Source organism: Salipiger sp. (assembly GCF_048261495.1).
Classification (GTDB): Bacteria; Pseudomonadota; Alphaproteobacteria; order Rhodobacterales; family Rhodobacteraceae; genus Salipiger.
In genome coordinates this window covers 538987-557945 of the sequence record NZ_JBLXFX010000002.1, presented here as the reverse complement: position 1 = coordinate 557945, position 18959 = coordinate 538987, and the positions used below count along the sequence as shown (strand labels likewise).

Genomic DNA, 18959 nt, shown 5'->3' with positions numbered 1-18959 from the left:
AGATGCTGAAGGACGAAGATCGGATTTTCACCAATCTCTACGGCATGCACGACCGCTCCCTCGACGGGGCGAAGAAGCGTGGCCATTGGGACGGGACGGCCGGCATCATCGAAAAGGGCCGGGACTGGATCATCAACGAGATGAAGGCCTCGGGCCTGCGCGGGCGCGGCGGCGCGGGCTTTCCCACGGGTCTGAAGTGGTCCTTCATGCCCAAGGAAAGCGACGGCCGCCCCGCCTATCTGGTGGTGAATGCCGACGAATCCGAGCCGGGCACCTGCAAGGACCGCGAGATCATGCGCCATGATCCGCACACGCTGATCGAAGGCTGCCTGATCGCCTCCTTCGCGATGCAGGCCCATGCCTGCTACATCTACATCCGCGGTGAGTACATCCGCGAGAAGGAAGCGCTGCAGAACGCCATCGACGAGGCCTACGAGGCCGGGTTGCTGGGCCGGAACGCCGCCGGGTCGGGCTGGGATTTCGATCTCTACCTGCACCACGGCGCGGGCGCCTACATCTGCGGCGAGGAAACCGCCCTGCTGGAAAGCCTCGAAGGCAAGAAGGGCATGCCGCGCATGAAGCCGCCGTTCCCGGCGGGCTCGGGCCTGTATGGCTGCCCGACCACGGTGAACAACGTCGAATCCATCGCCGTCGTGCCGACCATCCTGCGCCGGGGCGGATCGTGGTTCGCGGGCTTCGGCCGCCAGAACAACGCGGGCACCAAGCTGTTCGGCGTTTCGGGCCACGTGAACAACCCCTGCGTCGTCGAAGAGGCGATGTCGATCAGCTTCGAGGAGCTGATCGAGAAGCATTGCGGCGGCATCCGCGGCGGCTGGGACAACCTGTTGGCGGTGATCCCGGGCGGTTCGTCCGTTCCCTGCGTGCGCGGGGAAAAGATGAAGGACGCCATCATGGACTTCGACTACCTGCGGGGCGAGCTGGGCTCGGGTCTCGGCACGGCGGCGGTGATCGTGATGGACAAGAACACCGACATCATCAAGGCGATCTGGCGGCTGTCCAAGTTCTACAAGCACGAGAGCTGCGGCCAGTGCACGCCCTGCCGCGAGGGCACGGGCTGGATGATGCGCGTCATGGACCGGCTGGTGAAGGGCGAGGCGGAGGTCGAGGAGATCGACATGCTCTTCGACGTCACCAAACAGGTCGAGGGCCACACCATCTGCGCGCTCGGCGACGCGGCGGCCTGGCCGATCCAGGGCCTGATCCGCAACTTCCGCGAGGAAATCGAGGACCGCATCAAGGCGCAGAAATCGGGCCGCATGGGCGCGATGGCGGCCGAATAATCCGAAGGAGTGAGCCGGCTTGAACCACCAATCCCGAATTCCTGTTCTCGCAGCAACACCGCGCCGTATCCGCGCGGGGTGGCTTGCAAGACGTGTGGGCTGGTCGGAGTCGCGCTCTATCGGTTTTCGCCCCTGGCTCAGGTCCTCTACAGCGCGACAGTCGTCATTTTCGTCCCTGTATCGGGCTGGGCTGTCTGGTCGCTCGACCGTTTTGGCTGTGCTATTCCACGATGAGGTGTCAGATGCAGCAGCCTGACGGACATCACCTCGCCGAGTTGAACGTGGGCCGCCTGCTGGCGCCCACCGACGACCCGCGCGTGGCGGAGTTCATGGGCGCGCTCGACCGGATCAACGGCTTGGGAAAGCGGATGCCGGGCTTTGTCTGGATGATGGAGGGTTCCGGCGAACCGGGCACCGGCAATACCGAGGCCAAGATCGGCGGCGATCCGCAGTTCGTGTCGAACCTGACCGTCTGGGAAGATGTGACGAGCCTCGAAACCTTCGTCTGGAAGACGGTGCACAAGCAGTTCTACGACCGCCGCGCCGAGTGGTTCGAGGTTCTGGGAGAGATGCATTTCGTCATGTGGTGGGTGCCCGCCGGGCACCGCCCCACGCTCGACGAGGCGCTGGAGCGGCTCGACCTGCTGCGGAGCGCGGGCGCGTCGGAGCGGGCCTTCGACTGGGCCTGGCTGGAGGAGGCGACCGCATGGCGCGACAGGCAATGCCGGGTGGCGGCGGAATGACCGGGCTGCGGGCATACGGGGTCGCGGCGCTGCTGGCGGTGCTGGCCGGCTGCGGCGCGCCGGTGTCGACCGGCGGCGGTGCTGCCGGTGTCGCGACCACCGCGCCGGCGGGCAACACCGTGGCGGAGCGCTGGAAGGCGCAGGTGCTGCGGCTGACCCTGGCCGAACGGATCTCGGACCAGTGCTATGCGCAGGGTCTGCGGCTGGCGCCGGGCGCGATGGGCGGGGCGGTGAACCTTGCCGACCGCCAGTTGCTGGCCGAAGGCGCCACGCGCGCCGAACTGGATGCGCTGTTCACGGCGCATGACTTCAACGAAACCGCGACCGCGGCCAATGGCTGGCTGGCGGCGCGGGGGGCGATCCCGGACGTGCCGGAGAGCCTGTGCCGCATCGGCACGACGGAAATCGCGCAGGGCTCCGATGTGGGCCGGCTGCTGGAACAGGTGTGACGGGGGACGGTATGAACGCGAAGCAAAGGGGCAGGGTGATCCGGACCGGTGCGCTGGCGATCTGCGCGGCGCTTGCGCTGGCGTCCTGCGATTCCATCGGCGGGCGCGCGAACCAGATCACCTACGAGGGCATTCCCTTCAAGGGCAAGTCCAAGGCCATCAAGGGCGACCGGATGAGCTTTGTCGCCTCCGCGAAGCCCGCCAGCCGCTCGATCGAGGGCGCCATTCAGGCCGCGACCTACGAAGGGGTGAAATACTGCATCGCCCGGCTCGGCAGCTCGGACATCACCTGGCAGATCGGCCCCGACACCCCGCGCGAGCAGCTCGTGGTGCAGGACGACACGCTGACCTTTCGGGGGACCTGCGCGGAATGACCCGCCCTGCCGTCATATCAGCGGAGGACCGCCGCCGTTATTGCATAACAGGCGCCCCGGGCCCCACCTTCCGGAACGGAGGAGTCCGCCCGCGCGCGGGCTCCGCGACACGTGACCGGAGAACTGATATGTCCCTGACCAAGACCGCCGCCCTCGTTGCCCTGCTGACGGCCGCCGCGATGCCCGCCGCCGCCGCGGCCAAGCCGCCGCTGCGCGACGTGACGGAGATCCACGACGGGCTGATGGCCGTCGGCATCGCCGACGAGATCCGCAACAAGTGCAACGACATCGACGCCAGGATGCTGTCGGCGCTGTCCTATCTCAATACCCTCAAGAACAGGGCGCAGGCTCTGGGCTACAGCTATTCCGAGATCGACGACTACGTCACCTCGAAGGCGGAAAAGAAGAAGATGCGCGCCGACGGCGAAGCGTTCCTGCGCACGAAGGGCGTCGAGCCCGGCGATACGCGGGCGCTCTGTGCCTTCGGCAGGAGCGAAATCGACAAGGGGACCGCCATCGGTTCCCTGCTAAGAGCGAAGTGAGACCCATGCCCGACCTACGCAAGATCAACATCGACGGCAAAGAGATCGAAGTCGACGGCGCCATGACGCTGATCCAGGCCTGCGAAGAGGCCGGGATCGAGGTGCCGCGCTTCTGTTATCACGAACGGCTTTCCATCGCGGGCAACTGCCGGATGTGCCTGGTCGAGGTGGTGGGCGGGCCCCCCAAACCGGCGGCAAGCTGCGCCATGCAGGTGCGCGATCTGCGCCCCGGCAAGGACGGCGAACCGCCGATGGTCAAGACCAACTCGCCGATGGTCAAGAAGGCCCGCGAGGGGGTGATGGAGTTCCTGCTCATCAACCACCCGCTCGACTGCCCGATCTGCGACCAGGGCGGGGAATGCGACCTTCAGGACCAGGCGATGGCCTATGGCGTCGACTTCTCGCGCTTCCGCGAACCGAAGCGGGCGACGACGGATCTCGATCTGGGCCCGCTGGTGGAAACCCACATGACGCGCTGCATCTCCTGCACCCGTTGCGTGCGCTTCACGACCGAGGTCGCGGGCATCACCCAGATGGGCCAGACCGGGCGCGGCGAGGATGCGGAGATCACCTCCTACCTGAACCAGACGCTCGATTCGAACCTGCAGGGCAACATCATCGACCTCTGCCCGGTGGGCGCGCTGGTGTCGAAACCCTATGCCTTCACCGCCCGTCCGTGGGAGCTGACCAAGACCGAGAGCATCGACGTGATGGATGCGCTCGGCTCCAACATCCGGGTGGATACCAAGGGCCGCGAAGTCATGCGCTTCCTGCCGCGCAACCATGACGGCGTGAACGAGGAATGGATTTCCGACAAGTCGCGCTTTGTCTGGGACGGTTTGCGCCGCCAGCGGCTCGACCGGCCCTATGTCCGCGTCGACGGCAAGCTGAAGCCGGCCACCTGGGGCGAGGCGCTCGCCGCCGCCGCCGGGGCGATCAAGGGCGCAAGGAAGGTCGCCGGCCTGGTGGGCGATCTTGCCCCGGTCGAGGCGGCGTTCTCGCTCAAGACGCTGGTCGAGGGGCTGGGCGGCGCGGTCGAATGCCGCACCGATGGTGCCAAGCTGCCGGCGGGCAACCGCTCGGGCTATGTCGGCACCGCGACGATCGAGGACATCGACCACGCCAGGGCGATCCTGCTGATCGGGACCAACCCCGCGGTCGAGGCGCCGGTGCTGAACGCGCGCATCCGCAAGGCCTGGCTGCACGGCGCACGCATCGGGCTGGTCGGCGAGGCGGCGGAGCTGACCTATGACTACCATCACGTCGGCACCGGCCCTTCCGCGCTCGACGAGCTGAAGGACAGCGGCTTCGATCCCGAAAAGGACGGACCGTCGCTGGTGATCGTCGGGCAGGGCGCCCTTGCGCGCGAGGACGGCGAGGCCGTGCTCGGCAAGGCGATGGCGCTGGCCGAGGCGACCGGATCGGCCTTCCTGGTGCTGCACACGGCGGCCGGCCGTGTCGGCGCGATGGATGTGGGCGCGGTGACCGAGGGCGGCATCGCCGCGGCGCTCGACGGCGCGGACGTGGTCTACAACCTCGGGGCCGACGAAGGCGACATTCCCGCCGGGCCCTTCGTGATCTACCAGGGCAGCCACGGCGACCGCGGCGCGCATCGCGCCGATGTCATCCTGCCCGGGGCCGCCTATACCGAAGAGAACGGCCTTTTCGTGAACACCGAGGGTCGTCCGCAGCTTGCGCTGCGCGCCAGCTTCGCGCCGGGCGAGGGCAAGGAAAACTGGGCGATCCTGCGCGCGCTCTCGGGCGAGCTGGGCGCGGCCCTGCCGTGGGACAGCCTGGCGCAGCTTCGCCACGCGCTGATCGCCGCGGCACCGGTGCTGGCCGGAATCGACACGGTGCCGGAAAACGCATGGAGCGCCGTCGCACCGGGCACGCCCGGCGACGCGGGCTTCAGCTACGCGGTCAAGGACTTCTACCTGTCCAACCCGATCGCACGCGCCTCGGTCCTGATGGCCGAGCTTTCGTCCAACGCCAAGGCCCGCGCCAGCGCGCCGATGGCTGCGGAGTGAGGAATGTGGCCGCGATTCGCCATATCCCTTGCGGCGCTGAGCGCGCTCTGGGCCTGCGACTCGGCGCAGGACACCCGGGCGCCCTTCGCGCCGGTCTACGTGGGCGTGGAAACACGACTCCTCGACGGGGATCTGGTGAACTTCTTCGTGGACATGCGCGGGGCGCGGAGCGCTGCGGACGTGGCGGATTACGCGGAATGTGCTGCGGCGCAGTATGCGTTGATCCGGGGTTACGGATTTGCGCGCCATTTGCGCACGAATGTGGCACAAGAGGGTGGCCTCTGGCGCGGAGATGCTGTTTACACCATCTCGGCGGCGCTGCCCCGTGGACTGAAGACGATCGACGCAGAAGTGGTCGCCCTGGCCTGCGCCGAGAACGGAATACCGATGGTGTGAGGGACACTTGATGGCAGACTTCTTCTCAACCCCCTTCGGCATCTTCATCATATTGCTGGCCCAATCGCTTGCGGTCGTGGCCTTCGTGATGATTTCGCTGCTGTTCCTGGTCTACGGAGACCGGAAGATCTGGGCAGCGGTGCAGATGCGGCGGGGGCCCAATGTCGTCGGCACCTGGGGCATCCTGCAATCGGTGGCCGACGCGCTGAAATACGTCGTCAAGGAAGTGGTGATCCCGGCGGGCTCGGACAAGGCCGTGTTCCTGCTGGCACCGATGATTTCCTTCGTCATGGCGATGATCGCCTGGGCGGTGATCCCGTTCTCGGACGGATGGGTGCTGGCCGACATCAACGTCGCCATCCTCTACGTCATGGCGATCTCGTCGCTCGAGGTCTACGGCGTCATCATGGGCGGCTGGGCGTCGAACTCCAAATACCCGTTCCTCGGCTCGCTGCGCTCGGCGGCGCAGATGATCTCCTACGAGGTCTCGCTGGGCCTGATCATCATCGGCGTCATCATCTCGACCGGCTCGATGAGCTTCGGCGACATCGTGCGGGCGCAGGACGGCTCCTTCGGGTTCTTCAACTGGTACTGGCTGCCGCACTTCCCGATGGTGTTCCTGTTCTTCATCTCGGCGCTGGCCGAAACCAACCGCCCGCCCTTCGACCTTCCCGAAGCGGAATCGGAACTGGTTGCGGGCTACCAGGTGGAATATTCCGCCACGCCGTTCCTGCTGTTCATGGCAGGGGAATACATCGCGATCTTCCTGATGTGCGCGCTCACCACGCTGCTGTTCTTCGGCGGCTGGCTGTCGCCGATCCCGGGCCTGCCGGACGGCGTGCTCTGGATGGTGGGCAAGATGGCGGTGTTCTTCTTCCTGTTCGCCATGGTGAAGGCGATCACCCCGCGCTACCGCTACGACCAGCTGATGCGCCTTGGCTGGAAGGTCTTCCTTCCGTTCAGCCTCGTCTGGGTGGTCTTCGTGTCCTTCGCCGCAAAATTCGACTGGTTCTGGGGTGCCTTCGCGCGCTGGACCACTGGGAGCTGACCGACCATGGCCGATATCGACTACGGACGCGCCGCGAAATACTTTCTGCTGGCGGATTTCATCAAGGGCTTCCAGCTCGGGTTCAAGTACTTCTTCGCCCCCAAGGCGACGCTGAACTACCCGCACGAGAAGGGCCCGCTGTCGCCCCGCTTCCGCGGTGAACACGCGCTGCGCCGCTATCCCAACGGCGAGGAACGCTGCATCGCCTGCAAGCTCTGCGAGGCGATCTGCCCGGCGCAGGCCATCACCATCGACGCGGAACCGCGCGACGACGGCAGCCGCCGAACGACCCGCTACGACATCGACATGACGAAATGCATCTACTGCGGTTTCTGCCAGGAAGCCTGCCCGGTGGATGCCATCGTCGAGGGGCCGAACTTCGAATTCTCCACGGAGACCCGTGAGGAACTGTTCTACGACAAGGCCAAGCTGCTCGCCAACGGCGACCGCTGGGAGGCCGAGATCGCCCGCAATCTCGAACTGGACGCACCCTACAGATGAGCGACGGAAAAACCCCTTTCGAGTTGATGATGGCCCAGGCGCAGGAGATGGCGAAGGCCTTCAACCCGGCACTGGAGTCCTTCAGCCCCAAGGGGTTCGAGAAGCTCTGGCCGACCATGCCCAAGGACATGATGGAGATGTGGTTCGGGCGCGGGATCTCGAAAGAGGGGCTCGACGCCAAGACCCGCCTGCTGCTGACCCTGGCCGGGCTGACCATGCAGGGCGCGCAGGCCGACACCGCGGTGCGGATGACCGTGCGCCACCTGCTCGAAGCGGGGGCCTCGCGGGACGAGATCGCCGAGACCATCGCCCAGATGTCGATGTTCGCAGGAATACCCGCCATGACCCGCGCGATGGAACTCGCGCGCGACGTCATGGAAGACAAAGAGGATGACGCCAAATGACCGTCTTCGCCTTCTATCTCTTTTCGCTGGCCGCGATCGCGGGCGGATTGTTCACGGTGATCTCCCGGAACCCGGTGCATTCGGTGCTCTGGCTGATCCTGGCCTTCCTGTCCTCCGCCGGCCTGTTCGTGCTGCTCGGCGCCGAATTCGTCGCGATGCTGCTCATCATCGTCTATGTCGGCGCGGTCGCGGTGCTGTTCCTCTTCGTGGTCATGATGCTTGACGTCGATTTCGCCGAACTGCGCGCGGGCATGGCCAAGTACATGCCGCTGGCGCTGCTGATCGGCCTGATCGTCCTGATGGAGCTGGGCATGGCGCTCGGCGCCTGGGAAACCTCCGAACTGGCGACGACGCAGCTTTCCGCGCCCGCGCCCGAAGGCGTGCAGAACACCGCGGCGCTGGGGGTGATCCTCTATGACCAGTATTTCCTGCTGTTCCAGCTTGCCGGTCTGATCCTGCTCGTGGCGATGATCGGGGCCATCGTGCTGACCCTGCGCCACCGGCCGGACGTGAAGCGCCAGAACGTGCTGCACCAGATGTGGCGCGACCCGGCCAAGGCGATGGAACTGAAAGACGTGAAGCCCGGGCAGGGGCTGTAATTGGGCGACCTTCTTGCGCTGCTGCACGGTCCGATGAGCGGGCTTGCGGTGGCGGGGTTGGCGGCGCTCTGGGTGGTCAAGGCGGGGCTGGGCTGGCTGGCCTTCCGCTGGTGGCGCACCCGCCGCGGCTGAGCGGACCGAACCAGCGCCCCGGAGCCGGGGCCGAACACGAAAGACGCCGGGACCCCGGTCCGCGGCGTGAATACGAAAAGAACATCGGGGCGCGAGGGCCCGGAGGGACAGTATGATCGGATTGGAACATTACCTCACGGTGGCGGCGGTGCTGTTCGTCATCGGGATCTTCGGGATCTTCCTCAACCGGAAGAACGTGATCATCCTGCTGATGAGCATCGAACTGATCCTGCTGTCGGTGAACATCAACTTCGTCGCCTTCTCGTCCTACCTCGGCGATCTCGCGGGGCAGGTCTTCACGCTCTTCGTGCTGACGGTCGCCGCGGCCGAGGCGGCGATCGGCCTCGCCATCCTGGTCTGCTTCTTCCGCAACCGCGGCACCATCGCCGTGGAAGACGTCAACGTGATGAAAGGCTGAGGTCATGGAGACGATCATCCTCTTCGCCCCTCTGGTGGGCGCGATCATCGGCGGCTTCGGCTGGAAGTTCATCGGCGAGACGGGGGCCCAGTGGGTCACCACGGGGCTGCTGTTCTTTGCCTGCCTGCTGTCCTGGATCATCTTCCTGACCCTCGGGGATCCCTACACAACCACGATCTTCCGCTTCATCGAAAGCGGCACGCTCAGCACCGACTGGGCGATCCGGGTCGACCGCCTGACCGCGATCATGCTGGTGGTGGTGACCACGGTCTCCGCGCTCGTGCACCTCTACAGCTTCGGCTACATGGCGCACGATCCGCAGTGGAAGGCCGGCGAAAGCTACAAGCCGCGCTTCTTCGCCTACCTGTCCTTCTTCACCTTCGCGATGCTGGCGCTGGTGACTTCGGACAATCTGGTGCAGATGTTCTTCGGCTGGGAAGGGGTGGGGGTCGCCTCCTACCTGCTGATCGGCTTCTACTACCGCAAGCCGACGGCCAACGCCGCCGCGATGAAGGCCTTCATCGTCAACCGCGTCGGTGACTTCGGCTTCGCGCTGGGGATCTTCGGGCTGTTCTACCTGACCGACAGCATCGCCTTCGACGACGTCTTCGCCGCCGCGCCGGCGCTGGCGGAAACCCAGCTCACCTTCCTGTGGACCGACTGGAACGCCGCCAACCTGCTGGCCTTCCTGCTGTTCGTCGGCGCAATGGGCAAATCGGCGCAGCTCTTCCTGCACACCTGGCTGCCGGACGCGATGGAAGGCCCGACCCCGGTGTCGGCGCTGATCCACGCCGCGACCATGGTGACCGCGGGGGTCTTTCTCGTCTGCCGCATGTCGCCGCTGATGGAATACGCGCCCGAAGCGACGACCTTCATCACCTACATCGGCGCGATGACCGCCTTCGTCGCGGCCACGATCGGCCTCGTGCAGAACGACATCAAGCGCGTGATCGCCTATTCGACCATGTCGCAGCTCGGCTACATGTTCGTGGCGGCGGGGGTCGGGGTCTACTCGGCGGCGATGTTCCACCTCTTCACCCACGCCTTCTTCAAGGCGATGCTGTTCCTCGGGGCCGGTTCGGTCATCCACGCGATGCACCACGAACAGGACATGCGGAACTACGGCGGGCTGAAGGACAAGATCCCGATGACCTTTGCCGCGATGCTGATCGGCACCCTGGCGATCACCGGCGTCGGCATTCCGCTCACCGGCTGGCTCGGCTTCGCGGGTTTCGTCTCCAAGGACGCGATCATCGAAAGCGCCTACGCGGGCACCGACGGCGGCTTTGCCTTCTGGGCGCTGGTCGTGGCGGCGCTGTTCACCAGCTTCTATTCCTGGCGGCTGATGTTCCTGACCTTCTGGGGCAAGCAGCGCGGCGACAAGCACACGCATGAACATGCGCATGAATCGCCCCGGGTCATGCTGATCCCGCTCGGCGTTCTGGCGCTCGGCGCGACCTTTGCCGGGATGCTCTGGTACAGCGTGTTCTTCGGCAACCACGAAAAGGTCCTGTCCTGGTTCGGGATGCCCGCCCATCACGCCGAAGCCTCGGAGGCCGGTCACGACACCGCCGCCGCCGAAGGTCATGGCGACGCCGCCGCAACCACGGCGGAAGCACCGGCAGCCGAGGGCGAAGCGCCCGCCGCCACCGAGGGCGAGGCCGTCGCGACCGAAAGCCACGGCGAGGCACCCGCCGCCGACGGCCATCGCCAGGCCGCGGCAGAGGCACACGGCGCCACCGCCGATCATGGCACCGGCATGGCACCGGAGGGCGCGATCTTCATGGCGGCCGACAACACGGTCATGGAAGACGCGCACCACGCCCCGGTCTGGGCCAAGCTGGCGCCCTTCGTCGCCATGCTGATCGGTCTGGCCACCGCCTACTGGTTCTACATCGTCGATCCGACCGTTCCGGTCCGGCTCGCCGCCAGCCAGCGTCCGCTCTACCTCTTCCTGCTGAACAAGTGGTATTTCGACGAGGCCTACGACTTCCTCTTCGTGCGCCCGGCCAAGGCGGTCGGCCGTCTGTTCTGGAAGCGCGGCGACGGCAATGTCATCGACGGCACCATCAACGGCGTGGCGATGGGGATCATTCCCTTCTTCACCAAACTCGCGGGCCGTGCGCAGTCCGGCTACATCTTTACCTATGCCTTCGCCATGGTGATCGGGATCGCGATCCTGGTGACCTGGATGTCGATCCTCGGAGGGGCGCACTGATGTCCAACCTGCTTTCCATCGTCACCTTCCTGCCGGGTCTGGCGGCGCTGATCCTCGCGGTGTTCCTGCGCGGGGGCGATGCGGCCGCGAACCGCAACGCAAGGTGGCTGGCGATGGCCGCCACCACGGCGACCTTCGTGATCTCGCTCTTCATCCTGTTCGGCTTCGACCCCTCGGACACCGGCTTCCAGATGGTCGAGACCGGCTCCTGGATCATGGGCATGAACTACAAGATGGGCGTCGACGGGATCTCGGTCCTGTTCGTGCTGCTCACCACCTTCATGATGCCGCTGACCATCCTCGCCTCCTGGGAGGTGAAGACCCGGGTCAAGGAATACATGATCGCCTTCCTGCTTCTGGAAACGCTGATGCTCGGCGTGTTCATGTCGCTGGACCTGGTGCTGTTCTACCTGTTCTTCGAAGCGGGCCTGATCCCGATGTTCCTGATCATCGGGATCTGGGGCGGGGCGAACCGCATCTATGCGAGCTTCAAGTTCTTCCTCTACACCTTCCTCGGTTCGGTGCTGATGCTGGTGGCGATGGTCGCCATGTATACCGACGCGGGCACCACCGACATTCCGACGCTGCTGACGCACGAATTCTCGCACGGGGATTTCTCTGTGCTGGGGATGCATGTGGTGGGCGGCCTGCAGACCATGCTCTGGCTTGCCTTCTTCGCGAGCTTCGCGGTCAAGATGCCGATGTGGCCGGTGCACACCTGGCTGCCGGACGCGCACGTGCAGGCGCCGACGGCGGGCTCCGTCGTGCTGGCGGCGATCCTGCTCAAGATGGGCGGCTACGGTTTCCTGCGCTTCTCGCTGCCGATGTTCCCGGTGGGCTCCGAAGTGCTGGCGCCGCTGGTGTTCTGGATGTCGGCCATCGCCATCGTCTACACCTCGCTGGTCGCGCTGGTGCAGGAGGACATGAAGAAGCTCATCGCCTATTCGTCGGTCGCGCACATGGGCTACGTGACCATGGGCATCTTCGCGGCCAACCAGCAGGGCGTCGACGGGGCGATCTTCCAGATGCTGTCGCACGGCTTCATCTCGGGCGCGCTGTTCCTCTGCGTCGGCGTGATCTACGACCGGATGCACACCCGCGAGATCGACGCCTACGGCGGCCTCGTGAACCGGATGCCGGCCTATGCGCTGATCTTCATGTTCTTCACCATGGCGAACGTGGGCCTTCCGGGCACCTCGGGCTTCGTCGGGGAATTCCTGACGCTCATGGGGATCTTCCAGGTCAACACCTGGGTGGCGATGTTCGCGACCTCGGGCGTGATCCTGTCGGCCTCCTACGCGCTGTGGCTCTACCGCCGCGTGGTCTTCGGCGATCTCATCAAGGAGAGCCTGAAGACCATCCAGGACATGACACCTCGCGAGCGCTGGATCTTTGCACCGCTGGTGGTGATGACCCTGTGGCTGGGGGTCTATCCCTCGGCCGCGCTGGACATCATCGGGCCGTCGGTCGAAGCGCTCGTTAGCAACTACGACTCGGCCGTGGCGGCCGCCGACCTCGGCGGACCCACCGTTGCCGAAGCAAATCACTGAGGGGGCGGAGCCATGATCCCGGCTGATCTGAACATCATCCTTCCCGAGATCGTCCTCGCGGTCTTCGCCATGCTGGCGCTGATCGGGGCGGTCTACACCGGCAAGGACAAGCTGGCCTCGCCGCTGCTCTGGGCGACGGCGGCGGTCTTCCTGGCGCTGGCGCTGTGGATCGGGACCACCGGGCAGGGGACGAACCCGGCCTTCCACGGCATGTTCATCGACGATGCCTTCTCGCGCTTTGCCAAGGTGGTGATCCTCGTCTCGGCGGCCTGCGTGCTGCTGATGAGCGAAGGCTTCATGGCCAAGCACGGCTTTCTCAAGTTCGAATACCCCGTGCTGGTGGTGCTGTCGGTCGTCGGCATGATGACCATGGTGTCGGCGGGCGACCTGATGACGCTCTACATGGGGCTGGAACTGCAATCCCTGGCGCTTTACGTCGTCGCCTCCTTCCGGCGCGACCACGAGAAATCGACCGAGGCGGGTCTCAAGTACTTCGTGCTCGGCGCGCTGTCCTCGGGCCTGCTGCTCTACGGCGCCTCGTTGACCTACGGCTTTGCCGGCACGACGCTGTTCTCCGGCATCATCGCGTCTGCCACCGAGGGGCACCTGTCCATCGGCCTGCTGATCGGCGTGGTGATGATGCTGTCGGGCCTCGCGTTCAAGGTCTCGGCGGTGCCGTTCCACATGTGGACGCCCGACGTCTACGAAGGCGCGCCGACCCCGGTCACCGCCTTCTTCGCCACGGCGCCCAAGATGGCGGCGATGGGCCTGCTGGTGCGGTTGATGTACGACGCCTTCGGCGGCGCGGTCGCGGACTGGTCTCAGGTCGTGGCGCTGCTGTCGCTGCTGTCGATGTTCCTCGGCTCGCTCGCCGCGATCGGGCAGACCGACATCAAGCGCCTGATGGCCTATTCCTCGATCGCCCACATGGGCTACGCGCTGATGGGCGTCGCCTCGGGGACGGAATTCGGGGTGCAGGCGACGCTGGTCTACATGGCGATCTACGTCACCATGAACGTCGGCACCTTCGCCTTCATCCTGTCGATGAGCCGCGAGGGCCGCCCGGTGACCGACATCAAGGCGCTCGGCATGTATTCCAGAAAGGAACCGGCCAAGGCGCTGGCGATGCTGGTGCTGCTGTTCTCGCTTGCCGGCGTGCCGCCGCTGGTCGGGTTCTTCGGCAAGCTCTACGTGCTGCGCGCGGCCTATGACGCCGGACTGATCTGGCTGTCGGTCGGGGGCATGATCGCCTCGGTGATCGGGGCCTACTACTACCTGCGGATCGTGTTCTTCATGTACTTCGGGTCGGACAACGAGGATGCGCTGGATTCGGGCGGCTCGCCGATCCTGTCGGGCTTCCTCATGGCCTCGGCGATCATCATGGTGGTGGGGGTGGTGAACCTCTTCGGGATCGAGGGCGCAGCGGCCTCCGCGGCGGCGACGCTTGTCAACTGAGCGGACCTGCCACGCCTCGAAAAACGGTGACGCGCCTTTGGCGCGTCGCTGCGTTTCTGGCGCCCGTGTTGCGCGGGGGGACCTTCTTCTGCGCCGTCCGTCCGGCGTGGCGGGCGCGGGATATGGATATTTTCGGCCAGAAGAAACCCGGGGGCGTGCGGGATGAGCTGGCCGGCGGGATACGGGCGGCGGGTGCTGGCGGAGGTCGACAGCACCAATGCCGAAGCTGCGCGGCTGGCGGGCAGCCTGGCGGGGCCGGAGTGGATCCTGGCGCTGCGCCAGAACGCGGCGCGGGGGCGGCGCGGGCGGCCCTGGGCGAATCCGGCGGGGAATTTTTCGGGGACGCTGGTGCTGATGCCGACCGAGCCACCGGCGGTGGTGGCGCTGCGCAGCTTCGTCGCCTCGCTGGCGCTGTTCGACGCCTTTGTCGCGGTGACCGGGCGGGCCGCGGGGCTGTCGCTGAAATGGCCGAACGACGTGCTGCTGAACGGCGGCAAGGTGGCGGGCATCCTGCTGGAAAGCCTCGGGCAGCGCGCCGGGGTGGCGCATCTGGCGATCGGCATCGGCATCAACCTTGCCGAGGCGCCCGGCGCGGGCGAGGTGGAGCCGGGCGCGCTGCGTCCGGTGTCGCTTCTGTCCGAGGTCGGGGTGCGGGTCACGCCGGAAGAGATGCTGGACGCGCTCGCCACCGCCTATGCCGCGCATGAGGCGCGCTTTGTCACCTACGGATTTGCACCGATCCGCGAGGCCTGGCTGGCCCGCGCCGCCCGGCTGGGCGAGGTCATCACCGCGCGCACCGGCACGGCCGAGACCACCGGCACCTTCGAGACGGTGGATGCGGCGGGAAATCTTGTACTGAAAACGCCGGGGGGCCGCCAGGCCATCGCCGCGGCGGATGTGTTCTTCTGAGGAGGGGAACGGATGCTTCTGGCGATTGATTGCGGCAACACCAACACGGTCTTTTCGATCTGGGACGGGGAGAGGTTTCTTGCCATGTGGCGGACCTCGACCGAGCACCAGCGCACGGCGGACCAGTATTACGTCTGGCTGTCGACGCTGATGGAGTTCCAGAAGATCGAGGCGGACATCACCGATGTCATCGTCTCCTCGACGGTGCCGCGGGTGGTGTTCAACCTCCGGGTTCTGGCCGATCGCTATTTCAACACGCGGCCGCTGGTCGTGGGCAAGCCGGATTGCCTGCTGCCGGTGGACGTGCGGGTCGATGCCGGGACGGCGGTGGGGCCGGACCGGCTGGTCAACACGGTCGCGGGGCACGACATGTTCGGCGGCGACCTGATCGTGGTGGACTTCGGCACCGCGACCACCTTCGACGTGGTGGCGTCTGACGGCGCCTATGTGGGCGGGGTGATCGCGCCCGGCGTCAACCTGTCGCTGGAGGCGCTGCACCAGGCCGCCGCCGCGCTGCCGCACGTGGACATCACCAAGCCGCAGCGCGTGGTGGGCACCAACACGGTCGCCTGCATGCAGAGCGGTATCTTCTGGGGCTATGTCGGCCTCGTCCGAGAGATTTGTGCGCGGATCAAGGGCGAACGCGACCGCCCCATGCGCATCGTTGCAACCGGCGGGCTGGCGCCGCTTTTCCAGCAATCCGAGGCACTGTTCGACGAGTGGGTGGACGATCTGACCATGCACGGGCTGACGGTGATCCACGCCTACAACAAGAACAACGAACAAGGAGTCCCGAGGTCATGAGCACCGAGAGGATCATCTACCTGCCATTGGGCGGCGCCGGCGAGATCGGCATGAACTGTTACGTCTACGGCTACGGCAAACCCGGCGAGGAGCGGCTGATCGTCGTCGACCTGGGCGTGGCCTTTCCCGACATGGACGGCACCCCCGGGGTCGATCTGATCCTGCCGGACATCACCTGGCTGATCGAGAACCGCTCCCGCATCGAGGCGCTGTTCATCACCCATGCCCACGAGGACCATGTCGGCGCGGTTGGCCATCATTTCGAGGCGCTCGGCGTGCCGGTTTACGCCCGCGCCTTCACCGCCAACCTCGCGCGGCAGAAGCTGGCGGAATACGGCTTCGGCCCGGAGACGGTAAAGACCTGTTCGAAATGGCCCGAGACGGTGCAGGCGGGGCCCTTCACCGTGGGCTTCCTGCCGATCTCGCATTCGATTCCCGAAAGCTCGGCCCTGGTGATCGACACGCCGGGCGGGCGGCTGGTGCATTCGGGCGATTTCAAGCTGGATTCGGATCCGGTCGTGGGCGAGGCCTTCGATCCCGAGCTTTATGCCGAAATCGCGTCGGGCGGCGTCAAGGCGCTGATCTGCGATTCCACCAACGTCTTTTCGCAACATGCCGGCCGGTCGGAATCGACCGTCGGCCCCGAGATCGTCAAGCTGGTGGAGAGCGCGCCCAACATGGTGGTGGCGACGACCTTTGCCTCCAACGTGGCGCGGGTCAAGACTCTGGCCGAGGCGGGCGAGCGGGCCGGGCGGTCGATCTGCCTGATGGGCCGCGCGATGCGCCGGATGGTCGAGGCGGCGGTGGAAACCGGCGTGCTGACCGGGTTTCCGCGAGTCGTGGCGCCGGAGGATGCGGTGCAGATGCCGCGCGAGAACGTCATGCTGATCGTCACCGGGTCGCAGGGGGAGCGGCGCGCGGCCTCGGCCCAGTTGTCGCGGGGCAAGTACAACGGCGTGGAGCTGAAGCCGGGCGATCTGTTCCTGTTCTCGTCCAAGACCATTCCGGGCAACGAGAAGGACGTGATCCGCATCATGAACAACTTCTCCGAGCTGGGCGTGGACGTGGTCGACGACAGCTCGGGTCTCTATCACGTGTCGGGCCATGCCAACCGTCCCGACCTGGAGCGGTTGCAGGACATCGTGCAGCCGCAGATCGTCGTCCCGATGCACGGCGAGCACCGGCACCTGCGCGAGCACGTGAAGCTGGCCAAGCAGAAGGGCCGGGCCGGGGTGCTGGCGGTCAACGGCATGATGATCGACCTGTCGGGCAACGAACCCTCGGTGGTGGAGTGGATCGACGCCGGGCGGACCTATCTCGACGGGTCGGTCAAGATCGGGGCGATGGACGGCATCGTGCGCGACCGCATCCGCATGGCGCTGAACGGGCACGTGGTGGTGACGGTGATCCTCGACGAGCAGGACGAGCCGCTGGGCGAGCCCTGGTGCGAGCTGATGGGGCTGCCCGAGATCGGGCGCAGCACCGCGCCGCTTGCCGAAGTGCTGGAAGAGGATCTGAGCCAGTTCCTCGGCCGGGCGAGCGAGAAGACCCTGACCGACGACGGCAAGATCGAGGAGGGGATGCGGCGCATCGTGCGCAACACCGCCCAGACCGAGATCGGCAAGAAGCCCGAAGTGACGGTGATCGTCAGCCGCCTGTCCTGACCGGCGTCACGCCTCGTCCAGGATCGCGGCGACGGTCCGGGCGAGGCGCGGGGCAGGGGCGGCGTCGCGGGCCGTGATGGCCCGCGCCAGCCCGTCGTAATACCACAGCGTGCCGTCGCGCCCGGCGGTGAAGCGGTCCCAGACCTCGGGGCCGTGACGGCGCAGGTCTTCGAGGATGGCGGTGGCATTGTGCAGCTTGTCGCAGGTGGTGACGAGCAGCGCATCGGCGGATTTCGTCGCGAGCCCGGTGAGGTAGTCCTCCTTCCGGGTGCGCCACGGGATGCGCGACTGATCCTCGGCATCCGAGCATTCGCGGACCATGCGGGCGACGCGCGGTCCGAAGGCCGCCTCGATCTCGGCGAGCATGGCGGCACCGCCCTGATCCTCGACCGCGTCGTGAAGCAGACCCGCGATGGCCTGATCCTCGTCGCCGCCGTATTCCAGGACAAGGGCGCAGACCGCCATGAGATGCGAGATATAGGGGGCGCCCGATCCCTTGCGGCTCTGGCTGCGATGCAGCCGCGCGGCAAGGGTGAGCGCATCGTCGAAACGATCCGTCAGCATATGGAACCTCTGGTGTGGGGAAAGGGTAGGGTCGGCAGGCCGTTACCGGCATCCGACAAGACCAGTGTTCCCCGGCGCGCGCGGTCGGGTCAAGTCTTTTTCGCCGCCTGCAACTCCGGGCGGGGTCCGGGCGTTGGTCGGGTGACATCCCCGCCGGGGACAGGCAAATGACAGGAGAGACCGATGATCAACAAATCCGCATCCGCGAACTGGAAGGGTGGCCTCAAGGACGGGACGGGCACCATCTCGACCGAATCGGGTGTTCTCGACAAGGCGAACTACGGCTTCAAGAAGCGCTTCGAAGGCGAGCCGGGCAGCAACCCGGAGGAACTGGTCGCCGCCGCCCATGCAAGCTGCTTTTCCATGGCGCTGAGCATGGTTCTGGGCGAGGCGGGGTTTACCGCCGATGACATCTCGACCGAGGCGACGGTGTCGATGGAGAAGCAGGACGGCGGGTTCGCCGTCACCAGGAGCCACCTGGTCGTGACCGCGAAAGTGCCGGGCGCGAGCGCCGAGGATTTCGCCAAGGCGGCCGGAACCGCCAAGGAAAACTGCCCGATCTCGAAACTTCTCACCGCCGAGATCACCATGGAGGCGACCCTCGCCTGAGGGCGTTTCCGCACATCGACCCAAGCAGGTCCGGGGCCGCGCCCTTCCTTCGGGGGAGGGCGCGGCCCGTTTCGCGAGCGGTCCTCCGGGGCGCCCTGCGCTGCCGTCGGCTGATTGACGCCGGTTGCCGCAACACCGCCCCGGGAAGCGGCAGAACGCCGCACAACCCCCTGCGACAAGGCAATTTTTCGCCAGTTTGCACGAGGCATATTGCAACTGCAGAAAACTCGCTAACTTAGTTGGCTGATAACA

The 18959-nt window shown here is 66.2% G+C and carries 21 protein-coding genes; 20 read left to right on the top strand and 1 reads right to left on the bottom strand.

What is annotated here, in order from left to right:
* The first annotated feature begins 2 nt into the window (after positions 1–2).
* The 19 genes from nuoF to ACN0RJ_RS06090 all read left to right on the top strand — a co-directional run bounded on the left by nuoF (position 3) and on the right by ACN0RJ_RS06090 (position 17534).
* On the top strand, positions 3–1301 hold the full coding sequence (gene nuoF / locus ACN0RJ_RS06180; protein WP_417721944.1) for an NADH-quinone oxidoreductase subunit NuoF: 1299 nt from the start codon (positions 3–5) through the stop codon (positions 1299–1301).
* A gap of 242 nt (positions 1302–1543) precedes the next feature.
* Positions 1544–2044 carry a DUF3291 domain-containing protein gene (locus ACN0RJ_RS06175; protein WP_417723711.1) on the top strand — a complete coding sequence of 167 codons (501 nt, stop codon included), beginning with the start codon at positions 1544–1546 and terminating at the stop codon, positions 2042–2044.
* Positions 2008–2493, top strand: a complete 486-nt coding sequence (locus ACN0RJ_RS06170) for a DUF5333 family protein (protein WP_417723710.1) — start codon at positions 2008–2010, stop codon at positions 2491–2493. The genes ACN0RJ_RS06175 and ACN0RJ_RS06170 overlap by 37 nt, the downstream gene beginning before the upstream one ends.
* 11 nt (positions 2494–2504) lie before the next feature.
* Complete coding sequence (locus tag ACN0RJ_RS06165; protein ID WP_417721947.1) at positions 2505–2867, top strand: hypothetical protein; 363 nt, start codon at positions 2505–2507, stop codon at positions 2865–2867.
* 128 nt (positions 2868–2995) lie between these two features.
* Complete coding sequence (locus tag ACN0RJ_RS06160) at positions 2996–3409, top strand: DUF5333 domain-containing protein (protein ID WP_417721948.1); 414 nt, start codon at positions 2996–2998, stop codon at positions 3407–3409.
* Between the two features lie 5 nt (positions 3410–3414).
* Positions 3415–5436: an NADH-quinone oxidoreductase subunit NuoG gene (gene nuoG / locus ACN0RJ_RS06155; protein WP_417723709.1), complete on the top strand. Its 2022-nt coding sequence runs from the start codon at positions 3415–3417 to the stop codon at positions 5434–5436.
* A gap of 3 nt (positions 5437–5439) precedes the next feature.
* Positions 5440–5832 carry a hypothetical protein gene (locus ACN0RJ_RS06150; RefSeq protein WP_417721950.1) on the top strand — a complete coding sequence of 131 codons (393 nt, stop codon included), beginning with the start codon at positions 5440–5442 and terminating at the stop codon, positions 5830–5832.
* 10 nt (positions 5833–5842) lie between these two features.
* Positions 5843–6880, top strand: coding sequence for an NADH-quinone oxidoreductase subunit NuoH (gene nuoH, locus ACN0RJ_RS06145; RefSeq protein WP_417721951.1), 1038 nt, complete (start codon positions 5843–5845; stop codon positions 6878–6880).
* 6 nt (positions 6881–6886) lie between these two features.
* Complete coding sequence (nuoI, locus tag ACN0RJ_RS06140) at positions 6887–7381, top strand: NADH-quinone oxidoreductase subunit NuoI (RefSeq protein WP_417721952.1); 495 nt, start codon at positions 6887–6889, stop codon at positions 7379–7381.
* A complete protein-coding gene (locus ACN0RJ_RS06135) occupies positions 7378–7785 on the top strand; it encodes a carboxymuconolactone decarboxylase family protein (RefSeq protein ID WP_417721953.1) in 408 nt (135 codons plus the stop codon). Before nuoI ends, ACN0RJ_RS06135 begins: the two co-directional genes overlap by 4 nt.
* Positions 7782–8384, top strand: coding sequence for an NADH-quinone oxidoreductase subunit J (locus tag ACN0RJ_RS06130; RefSeq protein ID WP_417721954.1), 603 nt, complete (start codon positions 7782–7784; stop codon positions 8382–8384). The genes ACN0RJ_RS06135 and ACN0RJ_RS06130 overlap by 4 nt, the downstream gene beginning before the upstream one ends.
* The gene (locus ACN0RJ_RS06125) at positions 8385–8516 is read left to right on the top strand and encodes a hypothetical protein (RefSeq protein ID WP_417721955.1); all 132 of its coding nucleotides are present in this window, start codon (positions 8385–8387) and stop codon (positions 8514–8516) included.
* Positions 8517–8628: 112 nt separating this feature from the next.
* Positions 8629–8934 (top strand): NADH-quinone oxidoreductase subunit NuoK, encoded by a 306-nt coding sequence (gene nuoK / locus ACN0RJ_RS06120; protein WP_417721956.1) that lies wholly within the window; start codon positions 8629–8631, stop codon positions 8932–8934.
* A 4-nt stretch (positions 8935–8938) separates the two neighbouring features.
* Complete coding sequence (gene nuoL / locus ACN0RJ_RS06115) at positions 8939–11152, top strand: NADH-quinone oxidoreductase subunit L (protein ID WP_417723708.1); 2214 nt, start codon at positions 8939–8941, stop codon at positions 11150–11152.
* Positions 11152–12702, top strand: coding sequence for an NADH-quinone oxidoreductase subunit M (locus tag ACN0RJ_RS06110; RefSeq protein ID WP_417721958.1), 1551 nt, complete (start codon positions 11152–11154; stop codon positions 12700–12702). Before nuoL ends, ACN0RJ_RS06110 begins: the two co-directional genes overlap by 1 nt.
* 12 nt (positions 12703–12714) lie before the next feature.
* The gene (gene nuoN, locus ACN0RJ_RS06105) at positions 12715–14157 is read left to right on the top strand and encodes an NADH-quinone oxidoreductase subunit NuoN (RefSeq protein ID WP_417721959.1); all 1443 of its coding nucleotides are present in this window, start codon (positions 12715–12717) and stop codon (positions 14155–14157) included.
* A 162-nt stretch (positions 14158–14319) separates the two neighbouring features.
* Positions 14320–15066 (top strand): biotin--[acetyl-CoA-carboxylase] ligase, encoded by a 747-nt coding sequence (locus tag ACN0RJ_RS06100; RefSeq protein ID WP_417723707.1) that lies wholly within the window; start codon positions 14320–14322, stop codon positions 15064–15066.
* 12 nt (positions 15067–15078) lie between these two features.
* A complete protein-coding gene (locus ACN0RJ_RS06095) occupies positions 15079–15870 on the top strand; it encodes a type III pantothenate kinase (RefSeq protein ID WP_417721961.1) in 792 nt (263 codons plus the stop codon).
* Positions 15867–17534: a ribonuclease J gene (locus ACN0RJ_RS06090; protein ID WP_417723706.1), complete on the top strand. Its 1668-nt coding sequence runs from the start codon at positions 15867–15869 to the stop codon at positions 17532–17534. The genes ACN0RJ_RS06095 and ACN0RJ_RS06090 overlap by 4 nt, the downstream gene beginning before the upstream one ends.
* A 6-nt stretch (positions 17535–17540) precedes the next feature.
* Here the strand turns inward: ACN0RJ_RS06090 and ACN0RJ_RS06085 are convergent, their stop codons facing one another.
* Positions 17541–18098 carry an HD domain-containing protein gene (locus tag ACN0RJ_RS06085; RefSeq protein WP_417723705.1) on the bottom strand — a complete coding sequence of 186 codons (558 nt, stop codon included), beginning with the start codon at positions 18096–18098 and terminating at the stop codon, positions 17541–17543.
* A gap of 183 nt (positions 18099–18281) precedes the next feature.
* Here ACN0RJ_RS06085 and ACN0RJ_RS06080 point away from each other — a divergent pair, with 183 nt between their 5' ends.
* Positions 18282–18707, top strand: coding sequence for an OsmC family protein (locus tag ACN0RJ_RS06080; protein ID WP_417721964.1), 426 nt, complete (start codon positions 18282–18284; stop codon positions 18705–18707).
* The last annotated feature ends 252 nt before the right edge of the window (positions 18708–18959 follow it).